Below are 22,592 nucleotides of genomic sequence, written 5' to 3'. Positions count from 1 at the left end.
TTGCATGTCAGGTCATGACATGAGCCCGAGAGCCCGCGCCGCACCTTCTCCCTGAGTCTCGATGTTCATCCGGCATTGCTTATGCCGTGCCTGACGGGCTTGCCGCTCTGCGCTCCCGTCTGCTCATGAAAAAATAATCTGCTCACGGACGGTGATTCCTGATGGTCGACAAATCTTCCTCGCGCGGGACGGGCTTCGCTCATCCTGATACAGAGCAACCCTTTGACCAAAACCAATGTGTTCATGGTCTTTTCGAAGCCCAGGCGCAGCGCAATCCTGACGCCATAGCGGCACGCTTCGAACTGGACACGCTTGACTATGCGACGCTCAATACCCAGGCCAACCGCCTGGCCCACTACCTGCGCAGCCTTGGTGTCGGGCCGGATGTGCGGGTCGGGATTTGCCTGGAGCGCTCGCTGGACATGCTGGTCGGTGTGCTCGCGGTACTCAAGGCAGGCGGTGCCTACGTGCCACTGGACCCCGCGTACCCGAAAGCCCGCCTGGCCCACATGCTGGCAGACAGCGCGCCACGTGTGCTGCTGAGCCACGCTCCGGCGCGCGCGGCGTTGCTGGCGGCGCTGGAGCAAGGTGAGGTCGCAGCGCAGGTGCTCGATCTGGCCGATACCCGGCTGTGGGCAGCGCAGCCGACGCACAACCCTGACCCGCACGCGGTCGGTCTGACGTCCCGCCATCTGGCTTACGTGATCTACACCTCGGGCTCCACCGGTATGCCCAAGGGGGTCATGGTCGAGCACCGTGGGCTGATCGCGGTGAGCGCTGCCTGGGAGCCGTTGTACGCGCTGCACAACCCCCTCAATCACCTGCAAATGGCCGGGTTTTCCTTCGATGTGTTCAGCGCCGACCTGATCCGCGCACTGGGTTTTGGCGGCACGCTCGTGCTCTGCCCGCGTGACACGCTGATGGACCCGCCTGCGCTGTATCGCCTGTTGAGCGAGGCGCGCATCGATTTTGCGGACTTCGTGCCTGCGGTGCTCAACCCGTTGCTGGTCTGGGCGCAGGAGGCGGGGCGCGACCTGTCGTTCATGAGCACGGTGGTTTGCGGCTCGGACATCTGGACGGCGCACAGCGCGCGCCAACTGCGTGGGTTGTGTGGCGAGCAGACGCAGATCGTCCAGGCCTACGGTGTTACCGAAGCGAGCATCGACAGCACCTGTTTCGAGTTCGAACCCGACAGCCATGTCGACGCGGTGCTGCCCATCGGGCGGGCATTGGCCAATACGCGGATTTACCTGCTCGATGCTGCTGGCGATAGGGTTCCCCAGGGCGTGACCGGCGAACTGTACATCGGCGGCGCGGGGGTTGCGCGTGGCTACCTGAATTTGCCGGAATTGACCCGCGAGCGCTTCATTGACAGCCCGTTTGTGGCCGGTGAGCGGTTGTACCGTACTGGCGACCTGGCCCGCTATCGGGCTGACGGCCATCTGGAGTTTCTCGGGCGCAACGACTCGCAGGCCAAGCTGCGCGGCCTGCGCCTGGAACTGGGGGAAATCGAGGCGCGCCTGGCCGAGGTTGCCGGTGTGCGGGACAACGTGGTGGTACTGCGCGAGGACGGCGCGGGCGTGCCCAGGCTGATTGCCTACTTTCGCGAACAGACCGGCGCAGCGCTGACGCCCAAAGGCCTGCGCCAGCATCTGCAGCTCAGCCTGCCGGACTACATGATTCCTGCTGCGTTCGTGCGCATGGACGCGCTGCCGCTGACCGCCAATGGCAAGCTGGACCGCATCGCGCTGCCCGAGCCGGGGGATGACGCGTTCGATCGGCATGTCTTCGAAGCCGCGCAAGGCGCGCTGGAAGTCTCACTTGCGGCCATCTGGGCCGAGGTGCTGGGTGTCGAGCGAGTCGGTCGCCAGGATCACTTTTTTGCACTCGGCGGCCACTCGCTGCTGGTGATGCGCGTGCTGGCCAAGGTTCGGCAGACGCTGCATCTGGAGGTGTCACCCTCAGCCCTGTTTACCGCCCCTGTGCTGCAGCAGTTCGCCGAACGACTGAGCACCGCTCGGCAGGGCAGCCCCCGCCCACCAATCACGGCTGTAGCGCGTAGCGAGGCACACACGTTGTCGTCGGCCCAGCAACGCCTGTGGTTTCTGGCGCAGATGGAAGGCGGCAATGCGGCTTACCACATGCCCTTGAACCTGCGCCTGCGCGGGCCGTTGCAGGTGGCCGCGCTGGAGCGCAGTTTCAATCAACTGGTGACCCGCCACGAGGCGCTGCGCACCACGTTTTTCACGGTCGAGGGCGAGGGGCGGCAGCGTGTTGCGGCGGCGGGCGCGATCATGCCGTTGCCAGTCATTGACCTGCGCGACGAGCACGATGCCCAGGCGCGTCTGCTGGCGCTGATCGACGCAGAGGGCAGCAAGCCGTTCGATCTGGCGGTGGGGCCGTTGATGCGCGTCAGCCTGGTCAAGCTGGCCGACGACGATCACGTGTTGCTGCTGACCCAGCACCACATCGTCTCGGATGGCTGGTCGATGGGCGTGCTGACCCGTGAGCTGGGGCTGCTCTACGAGGCGGCTATTCAGCAACCGGCCGCGCACGGGCAGTCCCTGTCACTGCCGCCGCTGGCCGTTCAGTATGTGGACTACGCGGCCTGGCAACGCCAGTGGCTGTGCGGCGAGGTGCTGGATGCGCAGCGGCGCTACTGGCGTGAAACCCTGAGCGGTGCGCCGCTACTGCTGGAGTTGCCCACCGATCACAAACGACCGGCGGCCCAGGATTACCGCGGCGGCTTCGTGCCGCTGGTCTTTGACCGTGCGCTGACGGCACGGCTCCGAGTGTTGGCTACGCAGCAGGGCACCACGTTGTTCATGAACCTTCTGGCGGCCTGGTCGCTGCTGTTGATGCGCCTGTCGGGGCAGGATGACGTGGTCATCGGTGTGCCCTCGGCGAACCGCAGCCAGCAGGAGCTGGAAGGGTTGATCGGGTTCTTCGTCAATACCCTGGCGCTGCGCATGACCCGCTCCGGCAGCCCGACGGTGGCCAGTTGGCTGCAACAGGCGCGCAGCGTTGCGCTTGCCGCTCAGGAACATCAGGACTTGCCGTTCGATCAAGTGGTGGAGTTGCTCAATCCGCCGCGCAGTCTGGCTTACAGCCCGGTGTTTCAGGTGCTGTTCGCCTGGGAGCAGCATCAGGATTCGGATCTGGAATTGTCCGGGCTCGACGTCAGCGTGCTGCAAAGCGTACAGCCAGTGGCTAAATTCGACCTGCAACTGGCACTCAGCGAACGTGACGGACAAATCGTCGGCGGCTTGGAATACGCGTCGGGGCTGTTCGAGCCGGAGACCGTGGTGCAGATGGGCGAATACCTGCGCCGCATCCTCACGCAGATGGTCGAGGACAGCGAACAGCCGCTGGCGACGCTCGACCTGCTCAACGCCGAGCAGCACCGACGGATCGTCTACGACTGGAACCGCACCGAACGCGATACCTCGGCGCAGCCCGATTGCGTCAAGCGCTTCGAGGCCGTGGCGCAGCGCACACCTGACGCTGTGGCGTTGCTGGCCGATGAGCGAGCGCTGACTTACGCCGAACTCAATCAGTCTGCCAACCGCCTGGCGAACTACCTGATCGAGCAGGGCGTGAGGCCTGAGCAGTGCGTGGGGCTGTGCCTGGAGCGCTCGCCGCAGATGGTCATCGGCCTGCTGGCCATCCTCAAGACCGGCGCCGCTTACGTGCCGTTCGATCCGGCATACCCGGCAGAGCGTCTGGCGTTCATGTTCGCGGATGCCGCACCGAGCCTGCTGCTGACCCAGACTGCACTGCGTGCCGGTCTGCCGCCGTTGCCCGACACGCTGCCGATCTGCTGCCTCGACGTGCAGGCGCAGCGCTGGTCTGGGTATTCCGAGGCCAACCCGCAAGTACCCGTCAGCCCCGGTAACCTGGCTTACGTGCTCTACACCTCCGGTTCGACCGGGCGGCCCAAGGGCGTGGCGCACAGTCGTGCGGCGCTGGATAACCTGATCGCCTGGCAACTGGAGCAAACGCCTGTTTCACAACGCGTGCTGCAATTCGCATCGTTGAATTTCGACGTGTCGTTTCAGGAAATCTGCAGCACGTTGTGCCAAGGCGGCAGCCTGGTGCTGATGAGCGAAGCCGGTCGCAAAGACCTCGCCGCGCTGCGTCCGACGCTGGTGGCCGAGGGCGTACAACGGGCGTTTCTGCCGTTCGCCGTGCTTCAGCAACTGGCCAGTTTCACTGAAACCGACGCGTCGGTGCCGATGCCCTTGCCAAAGGGCGGCTGCGAAGTCATCACCGCTGGCGAGGCGTTGCTCGTCAATGATGAACTGCGTGCCTTTGTCTGCGGCCTTGGCGGTGCGCAACTGCACAACCAGTACGGCCCGACCGAAACCCACGTGGTCAGCCAGTTCAGCCTGAACTGTGACGACGCCGGGCAGTGGCCGGACGCACCGCCGATTGGCCGGCCTATCGCCAATGCGCGTTTGTATGTGCTGGACGGCGACCTGAACCCGGTACCGGTCGGCGTGGCAGGCGAGCTGTATATCGCCGGTGCCTGCCTGGCCCGGGGTTATCTGAATCGTCCGGACCTGAGCGCCGAACGCTTCCTGCCGGACCCGTTCAACCCGCAGTCCGGTGCGCGCATGTACCGCAGCGGTGATCTGGCGCGATTTGCGGCCGACGGCAATGTGCACTACCTGGGTCGCATCGACCAGCAGGTCAAATTGCGCGGTTTTCGCGTCGAGCTGGGCGAGATCGACAGCCTTCTGCACCAGCAACCCGGTGTGCGGGAAGCGGTGGTGCTGCTGCGCGAAGATGTACCGGGCGACAAGCGTCTGGTGGCCTATGTGGTGGGGCCTGCAACTGCCGAAACATTGCGTGCCGAGCTGCACCGCCACCTGCCGGAACACATGGTGCCGACGGCCTGGGTGGCGCTGGCGCAGTTGCCGCTGACCCGTAACGGCAAGCTCGACCGTCAGGCGCTGCCGGTACCAGAGCGGCAGGCCGCCAGTGCCTACGTGGCACCGCGCGACGAGACCGAGCGGCAGATGGTGCGCATCTGGGCCGAGGTGCTCAAGTGCCCGCAGGTCGGCATCCACGACAACTTTTTCGAACTGGGCGGGCATTCGCTGCTGGCCACGCGGATGATCTACATGATCAACCAGCGCATGGGCGCGCAGCTGTCCCTTAGCAGCCTGTTCAAGACGCCGGTGCTGATGGACCTGGCCGAGCAGGTGCGGCTCGGGCGGGGTGACGGGCCTTCGCTCGACACACCCTTTGCCCCGATTGAAGCCGATCGCAGCGCACGTTACGCGCCGTTTCCGCTGACCGATATCCAGCAGGCGTACTGGTTTGGCCGCGAAGCGTCGGTCAGCCTCGGCGGGGTCAGTGCCCATGGCTATGAAGAACTGCGCATCCCCGGCCTCGACGTGCCACGTTTCGAGCAGGCGCTGAACCGCATGATCCTGCGGCACGACATGCTGCGCGTGGTGTTCCTTGGCGATGGCACGCAGCAGGTCCTCGACAGCGTGCCGACCTACCACATGCCCCGCAACGATCTGCGCGGCCTGTCTGCCGATGCTGCGCAGCAGGCCCTGCAAGTCACCCGCGAACGTCAATCCCATCAGGTGCTGGACGCCAGTCGCTGGCCGTTGTTCGAGTTCAGTCTGTCGTTGCTCGATGAGGGCATCAGCCATCTGCACATCAGCCTTGACGCACTGATCGTCGACGCCGCGAGTACGCAGATTCTGGCGCGCGAACTGATGGCCTTTTATGCCGACCCGCAGTTGCAACTGCCCGAACCGGGGCTGACCTTTCGCGATTACGTGCTGGCCGAGCAGCGCTTGCGCAATGACAGCCGCTACGCACAGGCGCTGGACTACTGGCGCGAGAAGGTTGCCACGCTGGCACCTGCGCCGGACCTGCCGCTGGTGTGCCAGCCCGAAAGCATCAGCCAGCCGCACTTTACCCGCCGCGACCGCGAGCTTTCAGCGTTGCAGTGGTCACGGCTCAAGGAACTCGCCAGGCAATTTGCCGTGACGCCATCGGTGATGCTGCTGACCGCGTTCAGCGAGGTGCTGGCGCTGTGGAGTCGACAGCCGCGCTTCACGCTGAGTCTGCCGCTGTTCAACCGCATGCCGCTGCACCCGGATGTCGATGAGATCATCGGTGACTTCACTTCGCTGGTCTTGCTTGAAGTCAATCTGGACGGGGCCGCGAGCTTCATCGACAAGGCGCGTGCCGTGCAGGCACGGTTGTGGCAAGACATCGACCATTCGGTGGTCAGCGGCGTGCGAGTGCTGCGTGAACTGTCCCAGGCCCGAGGCGTGCAGCAGACCGCCATGCCGATCGTGTTCAACAGCACCCTGTCGGAAGCTGCGCCGGAACTGGCTGAATTCAACCTTGCCGACGCGTTGAATGCCGAGCACATGCACAGCATCACCCAGACCCCGCAGGTCTGGCTTGACCACACGCTGCTGGAGCTGGAAGGGCGCCTGCTGTTCAACTGGGACAGCATCGACGAATTGTTTCCGCAAGGCCTGATCGAGCAGATGTTCGTCGCCTACAACGCGCTGCTGGATCGCCTGCTGCAGGCCGATGCCTGGAACGCCGGCACGGTGGACCTGATACCGCTGGCACGCTTGCCGGTGCCCGAGGCCAGCCCCGCTGACTCGGCGCTGATGCACGAACTGTTTGATCGCCAGGCACTCGCTGCCCCGGATGCGCTGGCGGTCATCGGCACCCAGCGGCAGTTGAGTTATCGCCAGCTGCGAGCCGAAGCGCGGCAACTGGCGGCGCTGCTTCAGCGTCGCGGCGTGGTGCCCAATCAACTGGTCGCGGTGGTCATGGAACGTGGCTGGGAACAGGTCGTCGCGACGCTGGCGATCCAGTACGCCGGCGGGGCCTACCTGCCGCTCGACCCGGCACTGCCGGTCGAACGCCTGGAGCATATTCTGCAACGTGCCGAAGCCAGCCTGGCGCTGACCCAGCCGGCACTGCTGCAACGTGTCGAGTGGCCCGCGCAGGTCCAGGTCATCAGCGTGAGCGACTCGATCATTGCCGATGCTGGCCGTTCCGATCAGGCCGAATTAAACGCCGTGCATCTCACCCCGGACGATCTGGCCTATGTGATCTACACCTCGGGCTCGACCGGCATGCCCAAGGGCGTGGTCATCGATCATCGCGGTGCGGTGAATACGCTGCTCGACATCAACCGGCGCTTTGCCGTCGGCGCTGCGGACCGGGTGCTGGCGGTTTCATCGCTGAGTTTCGACCTGTCGGTCTATGACTTCTTCGGCACGCTGGCCGCTGGCGCTGCAGTGGTGCTGCTCGAACCGCAGCAGGCCCTCGACCCGGCGCACTGGCTGACGCTGATCGAGCGGCATCAGGTCAGCCTGTGGAATTCGGTGCCGGCCTTGTTCGGCATGCTGCTGGAGTATGTGCAAAGCGAGCGCAGCGTGTTGCCGTCGTGCCTGCGCGTGGCGATGCTGTCAGGCGACTGGATTCCCCTGACGCTGCCCGAGAGTGCCTGGGCGCTGCAGCCGGCGCTGCAACTGATCAGCCTTGGCGGGGCGACCGAAGCGTCCATCTGGTCGATCCAGTATCCGCTGCAACAGGTCGACCCCGCGTGGCGCAGTATTCCCTACGGCAAGGCGCTGGATCACCAGCGCTTCTATGTGCTGGATGACGCCTTGCAGGTTCGCCCGACCTGGGTGGCTGGCCAGTTGTATATCGGCGGTATCGGCCTGGCCAAGGGCTATTGGCGTGATGAAGCCCTGAGTGCCGGCAGTTTCTTCGCTCACCCGCTGACCGGCGAACGTCTGTATCGGACCGGCGACCTGGGGCGCTGGCTGCCCGACGGCAATATCGAGTTTCTCGGGCGGGAAGACACCCAGGTCAAGGTCCAGGGGCACCGTATCGAGCTGGGCGAGATCGAAGCGGCGCTCAATCGCCATCCCGGCGTACAGAGCGTCGTGGTGCGGGTGCTCGGCGAAGCGCTGGGCGAGAAGCGGCTTGCGGGCTACGTACTCAAGGCCGATCCCTCGTTGCAGGCCAGTGATTTTGCCCAGTACCTGGCAGACAAACTGCCAGCCTACATGGTGCCGACGTCGTTTACCTTCGTGCAGGAATGGCCACTGTCGGCCAACGGCAAGGTCGACAAGAAGCGCCTGCCGGAGCCGTCGCAGGTTCAGGATGCCGGCCCCGCGCTGGAAGTGCAGGGGCCACAGGAGCAACAACTGGTGATGATCGTGCAGAACGTGCTCAAGCGTGCTTCGATCGCTGCCGACGCCAATTTGCTCAACCTGGGCGCCACCTCGATCGACATTGTCAGGATCAGCAATGCGCTGTCCGGCGAACTGCAATTTCGTCCCAACGTTGCGCAACTGCTGGCGCAACCGACGCTGCTCAACCTGCTCGGCATGTACCGCCGGAATCTGGCCAATGGCAGCATGGTCGACAGCGTTCGTCAGCACGCGGGTTCGCCCGAGCAGGTGATTGAAGATCCACAGCAGCGGGCGCGCTTCAAGGCCGATCAGCGCGGGCGGCGGACCTTCGCCCCGCAGGTTGTGGCGCTGGACCTTGCGCGTCCGGATGACCCCGCGTTCGCGCGGCGCTTCAGCGACTATCGCTCGGTACGCCAATTCGCCGACCGACCCGTTCCCACCGAGGCGTTTGCCGGGTTACTGGCCAGCCTGGCGCAGGGGCAACTGCACGGCGAGGTCAAATATCAGTTCCCGTCCGCAGGTGGCCTGTACCCGATCCAGTGCTACCTGTACGTCAAACCGCAGCGGGTGACCGGCGTTGCTGCCGGTGCCTATTACTACGACCCGGTTGAGCACCGCCTGCTGATGCTCGACAGCGATCCGCTCGACCCCGACACCTACGATTATTTCGTCAACCGCCCGGTGTATGAAGACGCCGCCTTCTCGCTGTTCTTCATCGCCGACATGGCCGCGATCCGGCCGCTGTATGGCGAGCGCAGTCGCGACTTCTGTCATATCGAAGCCGGGGGCATGGCGCAATTGCTGAGCATGACGGCGGTGGAGCAGGGCCTTGGCCTGTGTGGCATGGGCTCGCTCGAAGAGCAGCAATTGTCGGCCCTGTTCGACCTGGGACCGAATCATCAGTTGATCTACTCGATGGTGGGCGGCCTGCGCACTGCCGACGAACAACGCCGCGCGCAGGTCGAGGCGTTCGCTTCTGCTGCGGATCAAACGGACGACGCCAGCGACATGGAGGAGATAGAGATATGAATGCCTATCAATTGCTGGAGTTGTTCGGTCGTCACGCTGTGGTGCTTGAAGTGGACGGCGAGAAACTGCGCTGCAAGGCGCCGCGCGGGTTTCTGAATGACGAGATGCTGCAGGCGCTCAAGCAACACAAGGCAGAACTGATTGCCTTGCTGAGCGGCACCGACCCGGCCGCGATCCCTCGGCGTGCTGCCGGGCAAACGGCTGTTGCGCTGTCGTTTTCACAACGCCAGCTGTGGTTTCTCGATCAGATGGAACCGGGCAATGCGTTCTATAACGTGCCCACTGCGGTGCTGCTGAAAGGCGTGCTGGATGTGTCGGCGCTGGAGCGGGCGCTGAACGAATTGATCATGCGCCATGAAATATTGCGCACCACCTTTGCCAGCGTGGATGGCGAGCCACGGCAGATCGTGCACCCGGCGATGCCGCTGGTGATGCCAGGTGTCGACCTGCGTGACCTGTCGCCGACGGCGCGCCAAGCGCACGTCAGCATGGCGGTGGAGCAGCAGGCCAAGGCGCCGTTTGACCTGGCCAGCGGCCCGTTGCTGCGGGCCTCGCTGCTGCGTTTGGCGGATGAGGAATATCTCTGGCTGTACAGCGTGCACCACATCATTGCCGATGGCTGGTCGATGGGCGTGATCCTTCAGGAAGTGACCGCCTTGTATGGCGATTTTCTGTGCGGTCGGGGGTCCAGTCTGGCGCCGCTGGCGGTGCAGTACGCCGATTACGCCTGCTGGCAGCAACAGCGTCTGGGTGATGAGGCGCTGGCCGGGCAGCTGGACTTCTGGAAGCGCACGCTGGCCGACGCGCCGCCGCTGCTCGACATGCCTGCCGACCGGCCACGTCCGACCGTGCAGCGCTACGTCGGGGCGACCTTCAGCTCGACGGTCGACGGCACCACCCTGCGTGCGCTCAACGCGCTGGCCAGACAGACCCAGGGCACGCTGTTCAACGTGCTGATCGGCGCGCTGTCGGTCCTGCTCTGGCGCCACAGCGGTCAGCGGGATCTGTGCATAGGTACACCGTTCGCCAACCGCAGCCGTCCCGAAATCGAGCCGCTGATCGGCCATTTCGTCAACACTCAGGTGATTCGCCAGCGTCTCGATCCGCAGCAGACCTTTGCCGAGCTGTTGCGCGAAGTGCGCGCCACTCTGCTGGATGTTCACGCGCATCAGGATGTGCCTTTCGACCGCGTGGTGGAGGCCGTCAACCCGCCGCGCGATACCGCGTATTCGCCTCTGTTTCAGGTGATGATGGTGTTGCAGAACACCCCGGGCAACGCCGCACAGATGCCGGGCCTGAGCATGACCCCATACGGCACCGGGAGCGCCACGGCCAAGTTCGACCTGGCGTTCGAATGGGTCGAGCGCGACGGTGTGCTGAGCCTGCTGGTGGAATACAACACTGATCTGTTTGACCAGACCAGCATCGAGCGCCTGAGCGGGCACTATCGTCAGTTGCTGGAGCAGGTGGCGCTGAACCCCAAGCAGCCTGTGGGTGCACTGACGCTGATCAGCGATGCCGAACGCGCACAGATACTGCATGAGTGGAATAGCCCGGCACCGCTGGCTCAGCCCGTCGACTGCGTGCATCGCCTGATCGAAGCTCAGGTCACGCGTCGGCAGGCCGAGTGTGCGGTCATCTTCGAGGGTCGATCGCTGAGCTACAGCCAGCTCAACACTCAGGCCAACCGCCTGGCGCATCACTTGCTCACCCTCGGCGTCGGCCCGGATGTGCGCGTGGCGGTCTGTATCGAGCGCTCGCTGGAACTGCCCGTGGCCTTGCTGGCGGTGCTCAAGGCCGGGGGCGCCTATGTGCCGCTGGACCCGGATTATCCATCGGGACGCCTGCGGCATATTCTCGATGACACGTCCCCCGTGGTGCTGCTTGCCCAAGGGCCGACGCGCAAGATCCTGCGCGAAGCTTTACAAGGAGCGGACTGCGAAGTGCCGATCCTCGACGTGCAGGCCGATGCCGTGCTCTGGGCCGAGTGCCCGTCGGACAATCCGCAGACGCAGCGTGTCGGTGTGAACGCCGACCACCTGGCGTATGTGCTTTACACCTCCGGCACCACGGGGCTGCCCAAGGGGGCGATGGTCACGCATCGCGGCCTGAGCAACCTGCTGTTGTGGTGTCAGCAGTTCTGCGGCGAATGTGGAAGCATGTTGCACAAGATCCCATTCGGTTTCGACGCCTCGGCCTGGGAGATCTTCTGGCCGTTGCTTACCGGTGGCAGGCTGGTCATCGCCCGTCCCGGCGGGCATTTCGAACCCGGTTACCTGGCGCAGGTGGTGCGCGAACAAAGCGTTACCGCGATGGTGTTCGTGCCAGCCATGTTGCAACTGTTTCTGGAGGTCGAAGAGGTCAGCGCCTGTCACACCCTCAAGGATGTGTTCAGTGGCGGCGGGGAGCTGTCGCCCGCAGTGGCCAGGCTGTTTCAGCAGCGTCTGCCGCATGCCCGCCTGCACAACGTCTATGGTCCGACCGAAACCACAGTGATCAGCAGTGTCTGGACGCTGCAGCCCGGTGCCGACGTCCCGCCGCGCCAATTGCCCATCGGACGGCCCATCGCCAACACCCGTTTTTACGTGCTCGACGAGCGTGATGCGCCGGTGCCGGCCGGGGTCACCGGTCAGTTGCACATTGGTGGTGCCGGCGTTGCACGGGGTTATCTGGGGCTCGACGAGCTGACTGCCGAACGGTTTATCGACAACCCGTTCGTTGCCGGTGACCGGCTGTACCGCAGCGGCGACCTGGCGCGTTATCGTCCGGACGGTCAGTTGGAGTTTATCGGTCGCAACGACTTTCAGGTCAAGTTGCGTGGCATTCGCCTGGAACTGAGTGAAATCGAAGCGCGGCTGGACCTGTTCCCCGGTATTCGCACCAGTGTGGCATTGATCGTCGGTGATACTGCGCAGAACCAGCGCCTGGTGGCGTGCTGCGTCACCGATAGCCCAGTGGATGAATCCGCACTGCGTGCGCATCTGGCAACGACCCTGTCCAGCGCCGTCATGCCCAGCGCTTATCTGTGGCTGGACGCCTTGCCGTTGACGGTCAACGGCAAGGTCGACCGTGCAGCGCTCGCGGCACAGGCCGATCAGGATCTGGCCGACCGGCAGGTCAATCTCGGCAGTCCCCGGGACCATATCGAGCTGACCCTGTATCAGATCTGGAAAGACCTGCTGCTGGTGCCGCAGATCGGCATTCGCGACAACTTCTTCAACGTCGGCGGGACATCGATTGCGGCGATCAAGATGGCCTACGAAATTGGCCGGGCGTTCAGCGTCGAGGTGCCTGTGCGCGTGATCCTCGGCCATCCGACCATCGAGGCGCTGGGCGGCTGGCTGCGTAGCGGGGCCAGCCTGGCCGCGGCACAGGACAACCTGATCGAATTCCGGCGCGGTGCCGGGCAGCGCAACGTGGTGTGCATTCACCCGGCGGGGGGCACGGCGTTCTGCTACCTGTCACTGGCCAAGGAACTGCCGGAAAGCATCGGTGTGTACGGTGTGCAATCGCCAGGGTTGAACCCCGGAGAAAGCACCGAGCCGAGCGTCGAAGCGATGGCCGACGCCTATTTGCGGCGGATCGCGGCGTTGACCTCACAACCGCTGGTGCTCACCGGGCTGTCGTTCGGTGGCCTGGTGGCGTACGAAATGGCCCGCCGCCTGACGGCTGCCGGCCATCGTCAGGTGACGGTGGTGCTGCTCGATACCCAGGGCTCGGATGACCCGGGGTTTCGGCAACAGATCGGGACCGTGGACATGGCGGAGTTTCGCGACAAGCTGGTGCGTTTCAACGGCATGTACCCCGGCATCGAAGACGCGCAGGTCGAGCGGTATTTCCATCTTTACAACCACAACCGTCTGGCCATGGCCGCGTACGAGTGCGCGCCGCAAGCCGGGCGCATCGTGCTGATTCAGGCTCGCGAAGGCTTTACCCGCACGCAGTTGCATGAGCTGCGCAGCTTCTGGCGTCGTCGCGCGGGTAACGGTTACAAGGCCCGGCTGGTAAATGGCGGGCACTGGGACATGCTGGAAAGCGCCGAGGTGCATCGGGTCTCGCAGACGCTCAGGCAAGAGCTGCAACGTTTCGACACGCAGGAGGCGCAATGATGAACCGGCACGAGGAGAATATCGCCCGCAACCCCCAGACCCTGCTGTCGCGTTTTGCCGAGCAGGTACGCCGTGATCCCCAGGCGCTGGCCGTGGTCGATCGACAGGTACGGCTGACCTACGCGCAACTGGCCAGCGCCAGTGAACGCATCGCCAAAGGGCTGCTGGCACAAGGCGCAAGCCCTGCGGAGCCGATTGCCCTGTGCATGCCGCGCTGCTGGCAATGGGTCGCCACGATACTGGCCGTGCTGAAAGTCGGGGCTGTGGTGGTGCCGCTGGATCGGGCCAGCCCGGCCCGGCGTCGACAATTGATGCTCGACGACGCAGGCTGCGTCGGGCTGGTGACCCTCGGCGAAGACGCGGACAGTTTGGCAGCGCCACAACACGGCTGGTACGTCAGCGTCGAAGCCCTGCTGGAATTCCCCGATCAGCCTGCACTGCGGCTGCCCGAGGATTTTGCCGTGTCGAGCTTCCTGTTCTACACCTCGGGTACCACCGGCACCCCGAAAGCCGTGGACGTGGGCGAGCGTGGCCTGTTGCGTCTGGCCCGGACCGACGGCTGCCTGGATATTCGCGCAGGCGAGCGCGTGGCCTGTTTGTCCAACCCGGCGTTCGACGCCTGTAACTTCGAACTGTGGGCACCGCTGCTCAACGGCGGTTGTTGCGTCATCATTGCCGACGCAGACCTGCAGGACGCACAGCAACTGGCCAGGGTTCTGGAAACGCAGCAGGTCGATAGCCTGTTCATGACCGTTTCGTTGTTCAACACCTTGAGCGCAGATAACCCCGCCTGTTTCGCCAGCCTGCGCCAGGTGCTGATCGGCGGTGAGCAGGTCAGCGCCGCAGCGGTGCGTGCCTGGTATCAGGCCAATCCCGACAGCCGCTGCCGGATTTTCAACGCCTACGGACCTACTGAATGCACCACCTTCGCCGTGTGCTACCCGATCCCCCGCGATTTTGCCGGCGACGCGGTGCCGATTGGTCGGCCATTGCCTGACACTGGCGTGCAGGTGCTTGACCCGCAACAGCGGCCGGTTGCGAGCGGCGAGGCGGGTGAGCTTTACCTGAGCGGCAGCGGGGTCGCACGCGGTTACCGTAACCGTTGTGCAGAGACCGCACAGCGTTTCCTGCGCCTGCCGACAACCGATGCCGGGGACGTGCTGCATTACCGAACCGGCGATCAGGTGCGGGTCAATGCCGACGGGCTGATCGAGTACCTGGGGCGGATTGATCGTCAGGTGAAGGTCCGCGGTTTTCGCATCGAGCCTGGCGAGGTCGAGCAGCGTATTCTGGAGCACCCGCAGGTGGCGCAGGTGCATGTCTGTACCCGTCGCCAGGCGGCTGAAGACCACCAGTTGCTGGCCTTCATCGTGCCGCGCGAGGCGCTGGACTATCGCGATTTCGATCAGCACCTGCGCGACAACCTGGCGGTATGGATGCGCCCGCATCAGCTGTTTGTGCTGCAGCGCCTGCCGTTGACCGCCAATGGCAAGATCGATCAGCGTGCGCTGCTGGAGCAGCCCTTGAAACCGTGGCGCCCGCAGGCGGGTTCGCGCGCAGGCGAGCAACACTCGCCCGCGTTGGACTGGCTGCTGAGCCATGCCCGCAGGCTGTTGGCGCAACCTGAGCTGAACGGCGAGGATGACTGGCTGGGCAGCGGCGGCGACTCGCTCAAGGCCATGCGTTTGCGCTCTGCAATCCGCACCCACTGGCGGCGGGAAATCACGCTGGGTGCGGTGCTGAGCGAATCGTTTTCGGCACTGGCCGAGCGACTCGGTGATGAGCAGGGTGAGGCGTCGGCCTATCCGCCTGCGCCGCCCGTCAACCGTTCAGGGCGTGCGCCAGCGACGGCTGAGCAAAGTCGCCTGTGGCTGATGCAGCAGCGCACGCCGCAGGCGACCGCCTACAACGTGCCGCTCATCCTGCACCTGGCGGCGGGTGTTCAACTTTCCGCACTGGTCGACGCCGTGCAGCGTCTGTTGACTCGGCACAGCGGGCTGCGCACGGCGTTCGTGTCCGCTGCCGACGGGCTGCATCAGCAGGTTCACCAACGGGAAGCGATGTGCCAGACCTTTGCCGCCGGGGCTTTCAGTGAGCAGACCTGGCGCAGCTTTGCAGCCCTGGTCTTTGACACACCTTTCGATCTGGCGACATCGGCCCTGTGCAAGGCCTGGCTGTTGCCGTTTGCCGATGGCAGCTGTCGCTTGCTGCTGAACCTGCACCACGTGGCCATCGATGGCTGGTCGATGAACCTGTTGTTCGATGACCTGGTGCAACTGTACGACGATGCGCTGCAGGGGCGGCCGAGTGCCGAGCCTTCGCCAGGTCTGGGCACGCTGGAGTTTGCGCTCTGGCAACGGCAATGGCGGGTCGACCCGCGTTACCGCGATCAGCGTCGCGCGCTGGCCGGGTTGCACCGTCAGCACCCGGCGTCTTCGCCCGCGCTGCTGCCGGTTCGCGAGCCTGGACCGCAGGCACGGCTCTATCGTCAGCCGCTGGGAGCCACGCGCAGTGCTGCATTGGATCGGTTTTGCAGCCGCCAGCGCGTCACGCGTTATGAGGTGCTGTTCAGCGTCTATGCCTGGAGCATTTACGCCCTGACCGGCTGTGAACGGCCACGCATCGCCAGCCCGGTATCCAACCGTCCGCTGAGCGAATTCGAAGACGCCATCGGGATGTTCGCCAACACCGTGCTGATCCCCACGGCGTTCGACCGCGACAAGGCGCTCGACCAGCAGCTGCATCAGCAGACCGCCACGGTGCGTGAGGTGCTGGCCTTGCAGGACGTCGCGCTAGCGGACCTGGTGGAAGACCTGCGGCTGTCGTCGAGCAGTGCGCTGTTCGATTTCATGTTTGTGCTGGAAAACACCGACTACGCCAGGCTGGCCCAAACCGGCCTGCGCGCCACGCTGGAATTCAACGAGACCGTGCAGGCCAAATGCCCGCTGACCTTGCTGGTGGTCGATGCCGGGTCACAGCTGGAATGCTGGTGGGAGTACCAGTGCAGTTATTTCGATGCGGGCCAAATGGTCGCCGTCAATCAGCTCTTGCAGCAGGGGCTTGATCTGCTGCTGGAGAAGCCGTCGGCGACCCTCGATGCGCTGCTCACGCCTTACCGCTTCAGCCTGCCGCCCGCCAGTCAGGGCGACAGCGCTGAGCCGCCGTTCAACACCGTGGCCGACTGGTTCGCCTATCAGGTGAGTTGCACGCCGGATGCTCCGGCACTGATCGATGATCAGCAGTGCATCAGCTACGCCGAACTGGATGCACTGGCCGATACGCTGGCGGCCACCCTGGTCGAGCAGTGTCCGCTGCCGGAGGAAAATAGTGCGCCGCTGCAAGTGGTCCTGTACCTCGAGGCGTCGGTCGAGCACATCGTGGCCTTGCTGGCGCTGGCCAGGCTGAATTTGACGGCGGTGCCTCTGGACCCTGGCTATCCGCTGGCGGTGCAGCGCCAGGTCATGCAGCAGGCGCAGCCCGGCTGTGTGCTGTACAGCGCGGCCACCGAGGCAGCACTGGCGCAGTTAAGCGCAGACCCACGAGTCTGTCATCGCGTCGACCTGAGCGCTGCCGCACGGCCGTTCGAACGTCGCCGTCATGCGGGCGAACGACCGTTGTACACGCTGTTCACGTCCGGCTCGACGGGAACGCCGAAAGGGGTTCAGGTGCCGGACCGGACCCTTTGCAATCTGTTGCACTGGCAGCGCAACGAGGGGCAGTTGCCCGCGAAGTCAGTGACCCTGCAATTCTCCATGCTGTCGTTCGATGTGTCGTTTCAGGAGATTTTCAGCACCCTCTGCGGCGGAGGCTGTTACCACCTGATCAACCCGCGCTGGCGGCAGGATGCTCAGGCATTACTGAGCTATCTGGTACAGACGCGCATCGAACGGCTGTTCCTGCCGTGCGTGGCCTTGCAGCATCTGGCGCAGACCGCTGTCAGCCAGAGTGTGTATCCGCAGGCGTTGCGCGAGGTGATCACGGCGGGCGAGCAACTGCTGTGCACCGAGGCATTGCGCAACTGGTTTGGCGGCATGCCGCAGGCACGGCTGTTCAATCATTACGGCCCGACCGAAACTCACGTGGTCAGCGCCTGGCGTTTGCCTGCGGCGGTTCAGGACTGGCCACTGCGCGCGCCGATCGGGCGCGCAGTGAGCAATGCACGCCTGCTGCTGGTGGACGAACACGACCGACCGGTGCCGAGTGGCAGCCAGGGCTATCTGCTGGTGGCAGGGCCGATGATTTCGCGCTGCTACCTCGCTGATCCGGCGCTGAATGCCGCGCGCTTTGTCGAGTTGCCGCAGCCTGAGGGCCTGACCCTGTTCTATCGCACCGGCGACCTGGCGCGGGCTGATGCAAACGCCTGCCTGCACTACCTGGGCCGGGACGATCAGCAGATCAAGATCAGTGGCCAGCGTCTTGAGTTGGGGCAGATCGAGGCCGCGCTGATGCAGGTCGCTCAGGTGAGCAACGCGGTGGTGGCCATGCAGGCCGAGCCGCCCCGGCTGGTGGCCTGGTTGCACAGCGAGGGTACGCTGCCCGATGCACAGCAGCTTGACCGACAGATCAGCCTGCACCTGCCGGCGCATGTGCGGATCGACGAGTACCGGCGGGTTGACGCCTGGCCGCGCACGCCGAGCGGCAAGATCGATCGCAGGGCGCTGGGAGATCTGGGCGAGGTGCTGCAACGGCAACGCTCCGGGCTGCCTGCGGCACCGTTGAGCGCACTTGAGCAGCAACTGAGCGAATTGTTCGTGGCGGTCATCGGTCGCGACATCGAGCCTGATCAGACCTTCTTCGAAGCCGGCGCCACCAGCCTCGGCCTGATGCGCCTGCATGCCCGCTACAACGAGGCACTGGCGCAGCCAGTGGCAATGGCCGCGTTGTTCGAGCATGTCAGCGTGCGCCGTCTTGCGCAGCATCTCTCCGGACCGACAGGGCAAATGCCCGGTGCAGGGAAGGGCAATGAGCGAGGCGCCAAGACTGGCGAACAACCCATGGCGATCATCGGCATGTCGGTGAATGTGGCCGGCGCGAGCAACCTCGCCGAGTTCTGGGCGATGGTTCAAGGAAACGGCTTGGGCATCGAGCGGTTTGACGCTGCCGATGGGCTGGTCGGTGCGCGCAGTCAACTGAGCGGCCTGCTGGATTTCGATCCCGACTATTTCGGCATCAGTCTGCAGGAAGCACGGCTGATGGACCCGCAGCAGCGGCACCTGCTGATGGGCTGCGTGCAGGCACTGCAACATGCTGGGCTCAGGCCTAAAGCCGACGGGCCGCGCATCGGCCTGATCGCCAGTTGCGGCGAAACCACGTATTTCCAGCAAATGCTGCGCGAAACCGCCGAGGGCGATCTGCCGGACGGCTTTCAGATGGCGCTGCACCACGACAAGGACTTTCTGGCCACCAAGGCGGCTTACCACCTCGACCTCGGCGGTCCGGCACTCAGCGTTCAGGCGGCTTGTGGCAGCTCGCTGATTGCCGTGCACCTGGCGGCGGCGATGCTGCGTCAGGGCGACAGTGACGTGATGCTGGCCGCCGGGGTGTTGATCGACCCGACTCTGACCGATGGCTATCGTTATCGCCCGCAGCACATTTTTTCCCGCGACGGGCTGTGCCGTCCGTTCAGTGACGACGCCAGCGGCACCATCGGTGCCAGCGGTTACGGGGTGGTGGTACTCAAGCCGCTGGAGCGCGCCCAGGCCGACGGCGACCGGATCTACGCACTGGTCGAAGCCTCTGCGCTGAACAACGATGGCCGCGCCAAGATGAGTTACACCGCGCCGTCGGTGGCGGGGCAGAGCGCGGTGATCAGCGAGGCGCTGCGCAAGGCCGGGGTCAATGGCGCCGACATGGGCTACATCGAGGCCCATGGTACCGGCACGCTGTTGGGCGACCCGATCGAAGTGGCTGCTTTGACCAAGGCGTTCGGCGCGGCGCCGGCCGCCCGTTGCGCGCTGGCCTCAGTGAAAAGCCAGGTGGGTCATCTGGGCGCGGCTGCCGGCGTGGTCGGGCTGATTCGCGCGACGCTTGCCGTGTTTCACGGGGTGATCCCGCCCAACCTGGGCTTTGCCCGGATCAATCCGCAAATCGACCTAGAGCACTCGCCGTTCTACATTCCCACCACCTCACGGCCCTGGCCCGAGGGGCGTCGGCGTCTGGCCGGGGTCAGCAGTTTCGGCATCGGTGGCACCAACGCGCATGTGATTGTCGGCGCCGCGCCGCAGCAGACAGACCGCGTCGAGGATTGCCCGGCGTGCCTGCTGCTGTCGGCGCACAGCCGTACTGCCCTGGAGCGGGACATGCTGGCGATTGAAGCCTGGCTCAACGCCTTTCCCGAGCAGCAGGCTGCGCTGCTGCGTTACCTGCAAAACGGTCGACGCGCGTTGCCCTGGCGCTTCGCGATGATCTGCCAGCCCGGTCAGACACCGCGCCTGCAAGCCTCGTCGATCAAGCAGGTGACGCTTTCGGACGTGCGAGTGAACGCCAGCGAGCATTCGCCCCAGGCCCTGCTGGACGCCTGGTATGCGGGGGCCAGCATCGAAGGGGCGACCGGTTCGACGCCGCCACCCTGGGACTTGCCTCCCTCGGCATTCGATCTGCAGACCTTCCGCTTCAAACCGGCCGTTCGTACCGAACTGCAGAAGTCGTCAGCCGTCGAGCGCCAGCCGCTGGCAGACTGGTTTTATCAGCGTCAGTGGCAGCGGGTAAACCGTCTGCGTACACAACCGACTGGTGAGGGTCGTGACGTGCTGGTGGTGTGTAGCCATGAGCGTCTGGATGCCACCACGCTTGGCAGTCTGCAGGGTGTCTATCGGCATGTCATCGAGGTGCAGGCCGGCAATGGCTACCAGCAGCTTGGCCCGAATCGTTATGAGCTCGACCCGCTGGACCCTGTGGCGTTTGGTCGATTGATCGCCACGCTCGATCAGAATGGGCAGACGGCGAGCGAACTGGACTGGCTGCATGCCTTGCCGCTGTCGGTGGGCGGGTCGGTTGACGAGCAAAGCCTTGCGGCCGCGCAATGGGCCTGTCTGGATACGCTCAGCGCGTTATTGCAGGCCTGGGGACAGAACGTACAGAAGACCGCCCTGCGGCTCTGGCTGCTGTCCTGGCAAGCGTGCCCGGTGAACGGCCAGGTCATGCGTCCGGAACTGGCGGCGCTGGCCGGTATCACCGAAGTGGCGCCGCAGGAATACCCGATACGCTGTCACTGGCTGGACCTGCCCACGGCGCAGTTGAGCGTTCAGGCTCTGCACCTCGCGGCGCTGCTGGCCGAACCGGCGTCGCTGCCGCGGCGCATGGCCATTCGTGACGGTTATCTGTGGCAGCCACAGCTGCTGCCCAGTCCGCTGCCCAGTCCGCTGGCGACTCCGACGGCTGGTTCGAATCTGCTGCCGGCGAACGGCACGTTGCTGGTGCTCGGCGGTACAGGCGGCATCGGGCGCACCTTGTGTGAACACCTGCTGCAATCCAGCCAGCGGCGGATAGTGCTGCTGTCGCGAGGTGGCGAGTGTCCGAAACAACTGGACGCCTACGCTTCGCGCATCGATAGCATCGCTGCGGATATCGCCGACCTGGCGCGCTGGCCCACGGTGCTTGAACAGTTGCGTGAGCGTTATGGGCACTTTGACGGCGTGATCCACGCGGCCGGGACCGGAGCGGGCAGCCTGATCCGTCAGCGCGATGCTCAGGTGCTGTCTGAGGCGATGGCCAGCAAGACCCGCGGCATGCTGGCGGTCGAAGCGTTGATCGAGCAGATGAACCCGGGGTTCGTGCTGTATTGCTCTTCGATGTCGGCACTGTTCGGTGGCGCCGGGCACCTGGACTACGCCGCCGCCAGTGCCATGCTTGACGGTTTTACCCACTACCGGCCGCATGCCGAAAATGGCTGTGTGCGTCTGGGCATCAACTGGGACATCTGGCGCGATGTCGGCATGGCCGCTGCCAGTGGCGTCGGGGATGACGCGCACCAGCGGCATCTGGCGGTCGGCATGTCGGCGCAGGAGGGCTGCCGGATATTCGATGCGGCGATGACGGCTCAACTGCCGCAGCTGCTGATATCGACCACCGATCCAGACACGGCGCGACAGTTTTACCCGGTTCGCCACAGTGCAGTGGCGACGCTGGCTGATACTGCGCCAGCCTTGGCGGCAGACACTGAAGCGCCGGACCGTCTGCCCGGGCATCTGAATGACTGCCTGTGCAAATGGCTTGGTGTGAATGTTCTGCAGCCGGATGCCTCGCTCTATGAGCTGGGAGCCGATTCTCTGACCCTGCTGGACCTGATCGATGAACTGCAGGCCGCGACCGGCGTGGTCTTCCAGTTGTCGCAGTTCAGCCACAAGGTCAGCCTGACCGAGGTCTTGGCGCTGGTGCAGGCGTCAGCGGCCGGAACGGCTGCGGACGAAGACCAATGGGCCGATGCGGTGAGGATCGATCAGTGGCAGGCGGGCGCGGGCCGCGAGCGCCTGTATCTGATTCACCCGGTGGGTGGCGACGTGCAGGCGTACCGCGAGCTGGCCTCGGCGCTGCACCCTGATCTGGGCGTGTGGGTGATCGCCGATCCGGCCTTGCGCCTGCCCGACCTGCCGAACATCAGCGTGGATGAGCGCGCGCAACTGTATCTCAAGGCGTTGCAGGCCCATCACCCCGACGGCACGGCATGGCGGCTGGCCGGCTGGTCGTTCGGCGCGTGGGTGACGCAGGCGATGTGCAGCCTGTTAAAGGAGGATTGCGAGCAGCCATTGTTGTACCTGATCGATCCCCCCGCGCCGGATGCGGGCACCGAGCTGGCGCAGATCGGCGAAGCGCAGATTCAGCAGGTCTTCCAGCGCGAGTTTTCTGCACGGCGCGGCCTCAACACGACCACCAGCGCGGCCAGCGAAGACACGCCGCGTTACCTGCAAAGCCTGATTGTCTGCTGCCAGAACAATATGGCGAGCATGGCGGGCCACCAGCCCGTGACGCTGGCGCGCACTCCAGTGCGGCTGTTCATTGCCACGCAGCCCAATCCTTACGGCATGGGCAGCGCCTGGCGGATCGCCGATCTGCAGCGCGCCTGGCAAAGGCTGTTGCCGCACATGTCGAGCTGGCAAGCACTGGACACCGACCACTACGGCATTGTCGCAGCGCCCTGGGCGCAGGTGATTGCCGAGATGATCAATGCGGACCTGTCGGCGGCGCAGGGCTGAACGTAACGGCAGGCTTTTCAGGCGGGGCTGAAGTCCCCGCAGACGAACCACGGGCATGGTGATCG

3 protein-coding genes are annotated in these 22,592 nt (G+C 64.8%); all 3 read left to right on the top strand.

Annotation, left to right across the window (positions count from 1 at the left end; genetic code table 11):
- Nucleotides 1-161: 161 nt before the first annotated feature.
- The 3 genes from KBY08_RS00100 to KBY08_RS00090 are packed head-to-tail and all read left to right on the top strand — an operon-like array spanning nt 162 to nt 22,527.
- Entirely contained in the window at nt 162-9,227 is a 9,066-nt protein-coding gene (locus KBY08_RS00100) for a non-ribosomal peptide synthetase (RefSeq protein ID WP_225651016.1), read from the top strand.
- Nucleotides 9,224-13,336, top strand: coding sequence for a non-ribosomal peptide synthetase (locus tag KBY08_RS00095; RefSeq protein ID WP_111522420.1), 4,113 nt, complete (start codon nt 9,224-9,226; stop codon nt 13,334-13,336). The genes KBY08_RS00100 and KBY08_RS00095 overlap by 4 nt, the downstream gene beginning before the upstream one ends.
- Nucleotides 13,333-22,527 carry a hybrid non-ribosomal peptide synthetase/type I polyketide synthase gene (locus KBY08_RS00090; RefSeq protein ID WP_111522421.1) on the top strand — a complete coding sequence of 3,065 codons (9,195 nt, stop codon included), beginning with the start codon at nt 13,333-13,335 and terminating at the stop codon, nt 22,525-22,527. The genes KBY08_RS00095 and KBY08_RS00090 overlap by 4 nt, the downstream gene beginning before the upstream one ends.
- Nucleotides 22,528-22,592 lie beyond the last annotated feature (65 nt).

Source organism: Pseudomonas sp. P135, from assembly GCF_020312125.1.
Lineage (GTDB): Bacteria > Pseudomonadota > Gammaproteobacteria > Pseudomonadales > Pseudomonadaceae > Aquipseudomonas > Aquipseudomonas fragariae.
The sequence above is the reverse complement of the archived record's forward strand: the minus strand, read 5'-3'. Positions and strand labels throughout refer to the sequence as shown.

Coding starts and splice junctions, on each gene's coding strand:
- KBY08_RS00100 (WP_225651016.1), top strand. CDS start 162: ATGGTCGACAAATCTTCCTCGCGCGGGACGGGCTTCGCTCATCCTGAT.
- KBY08_RS00095 (WP_111522420.1), top strand. CDS start 9,224: ATGAATGCCTATCAATTGCTGGAGTTGTTCGGTCGTCACGCTGTGGTG.
- KBY08_RS00090 (WP_111522421.1), top strand. CDS start 13,333: ATGATGAACCGGCACGAGGAGAATATCGCCCGCAACCCCCAGACCCTG.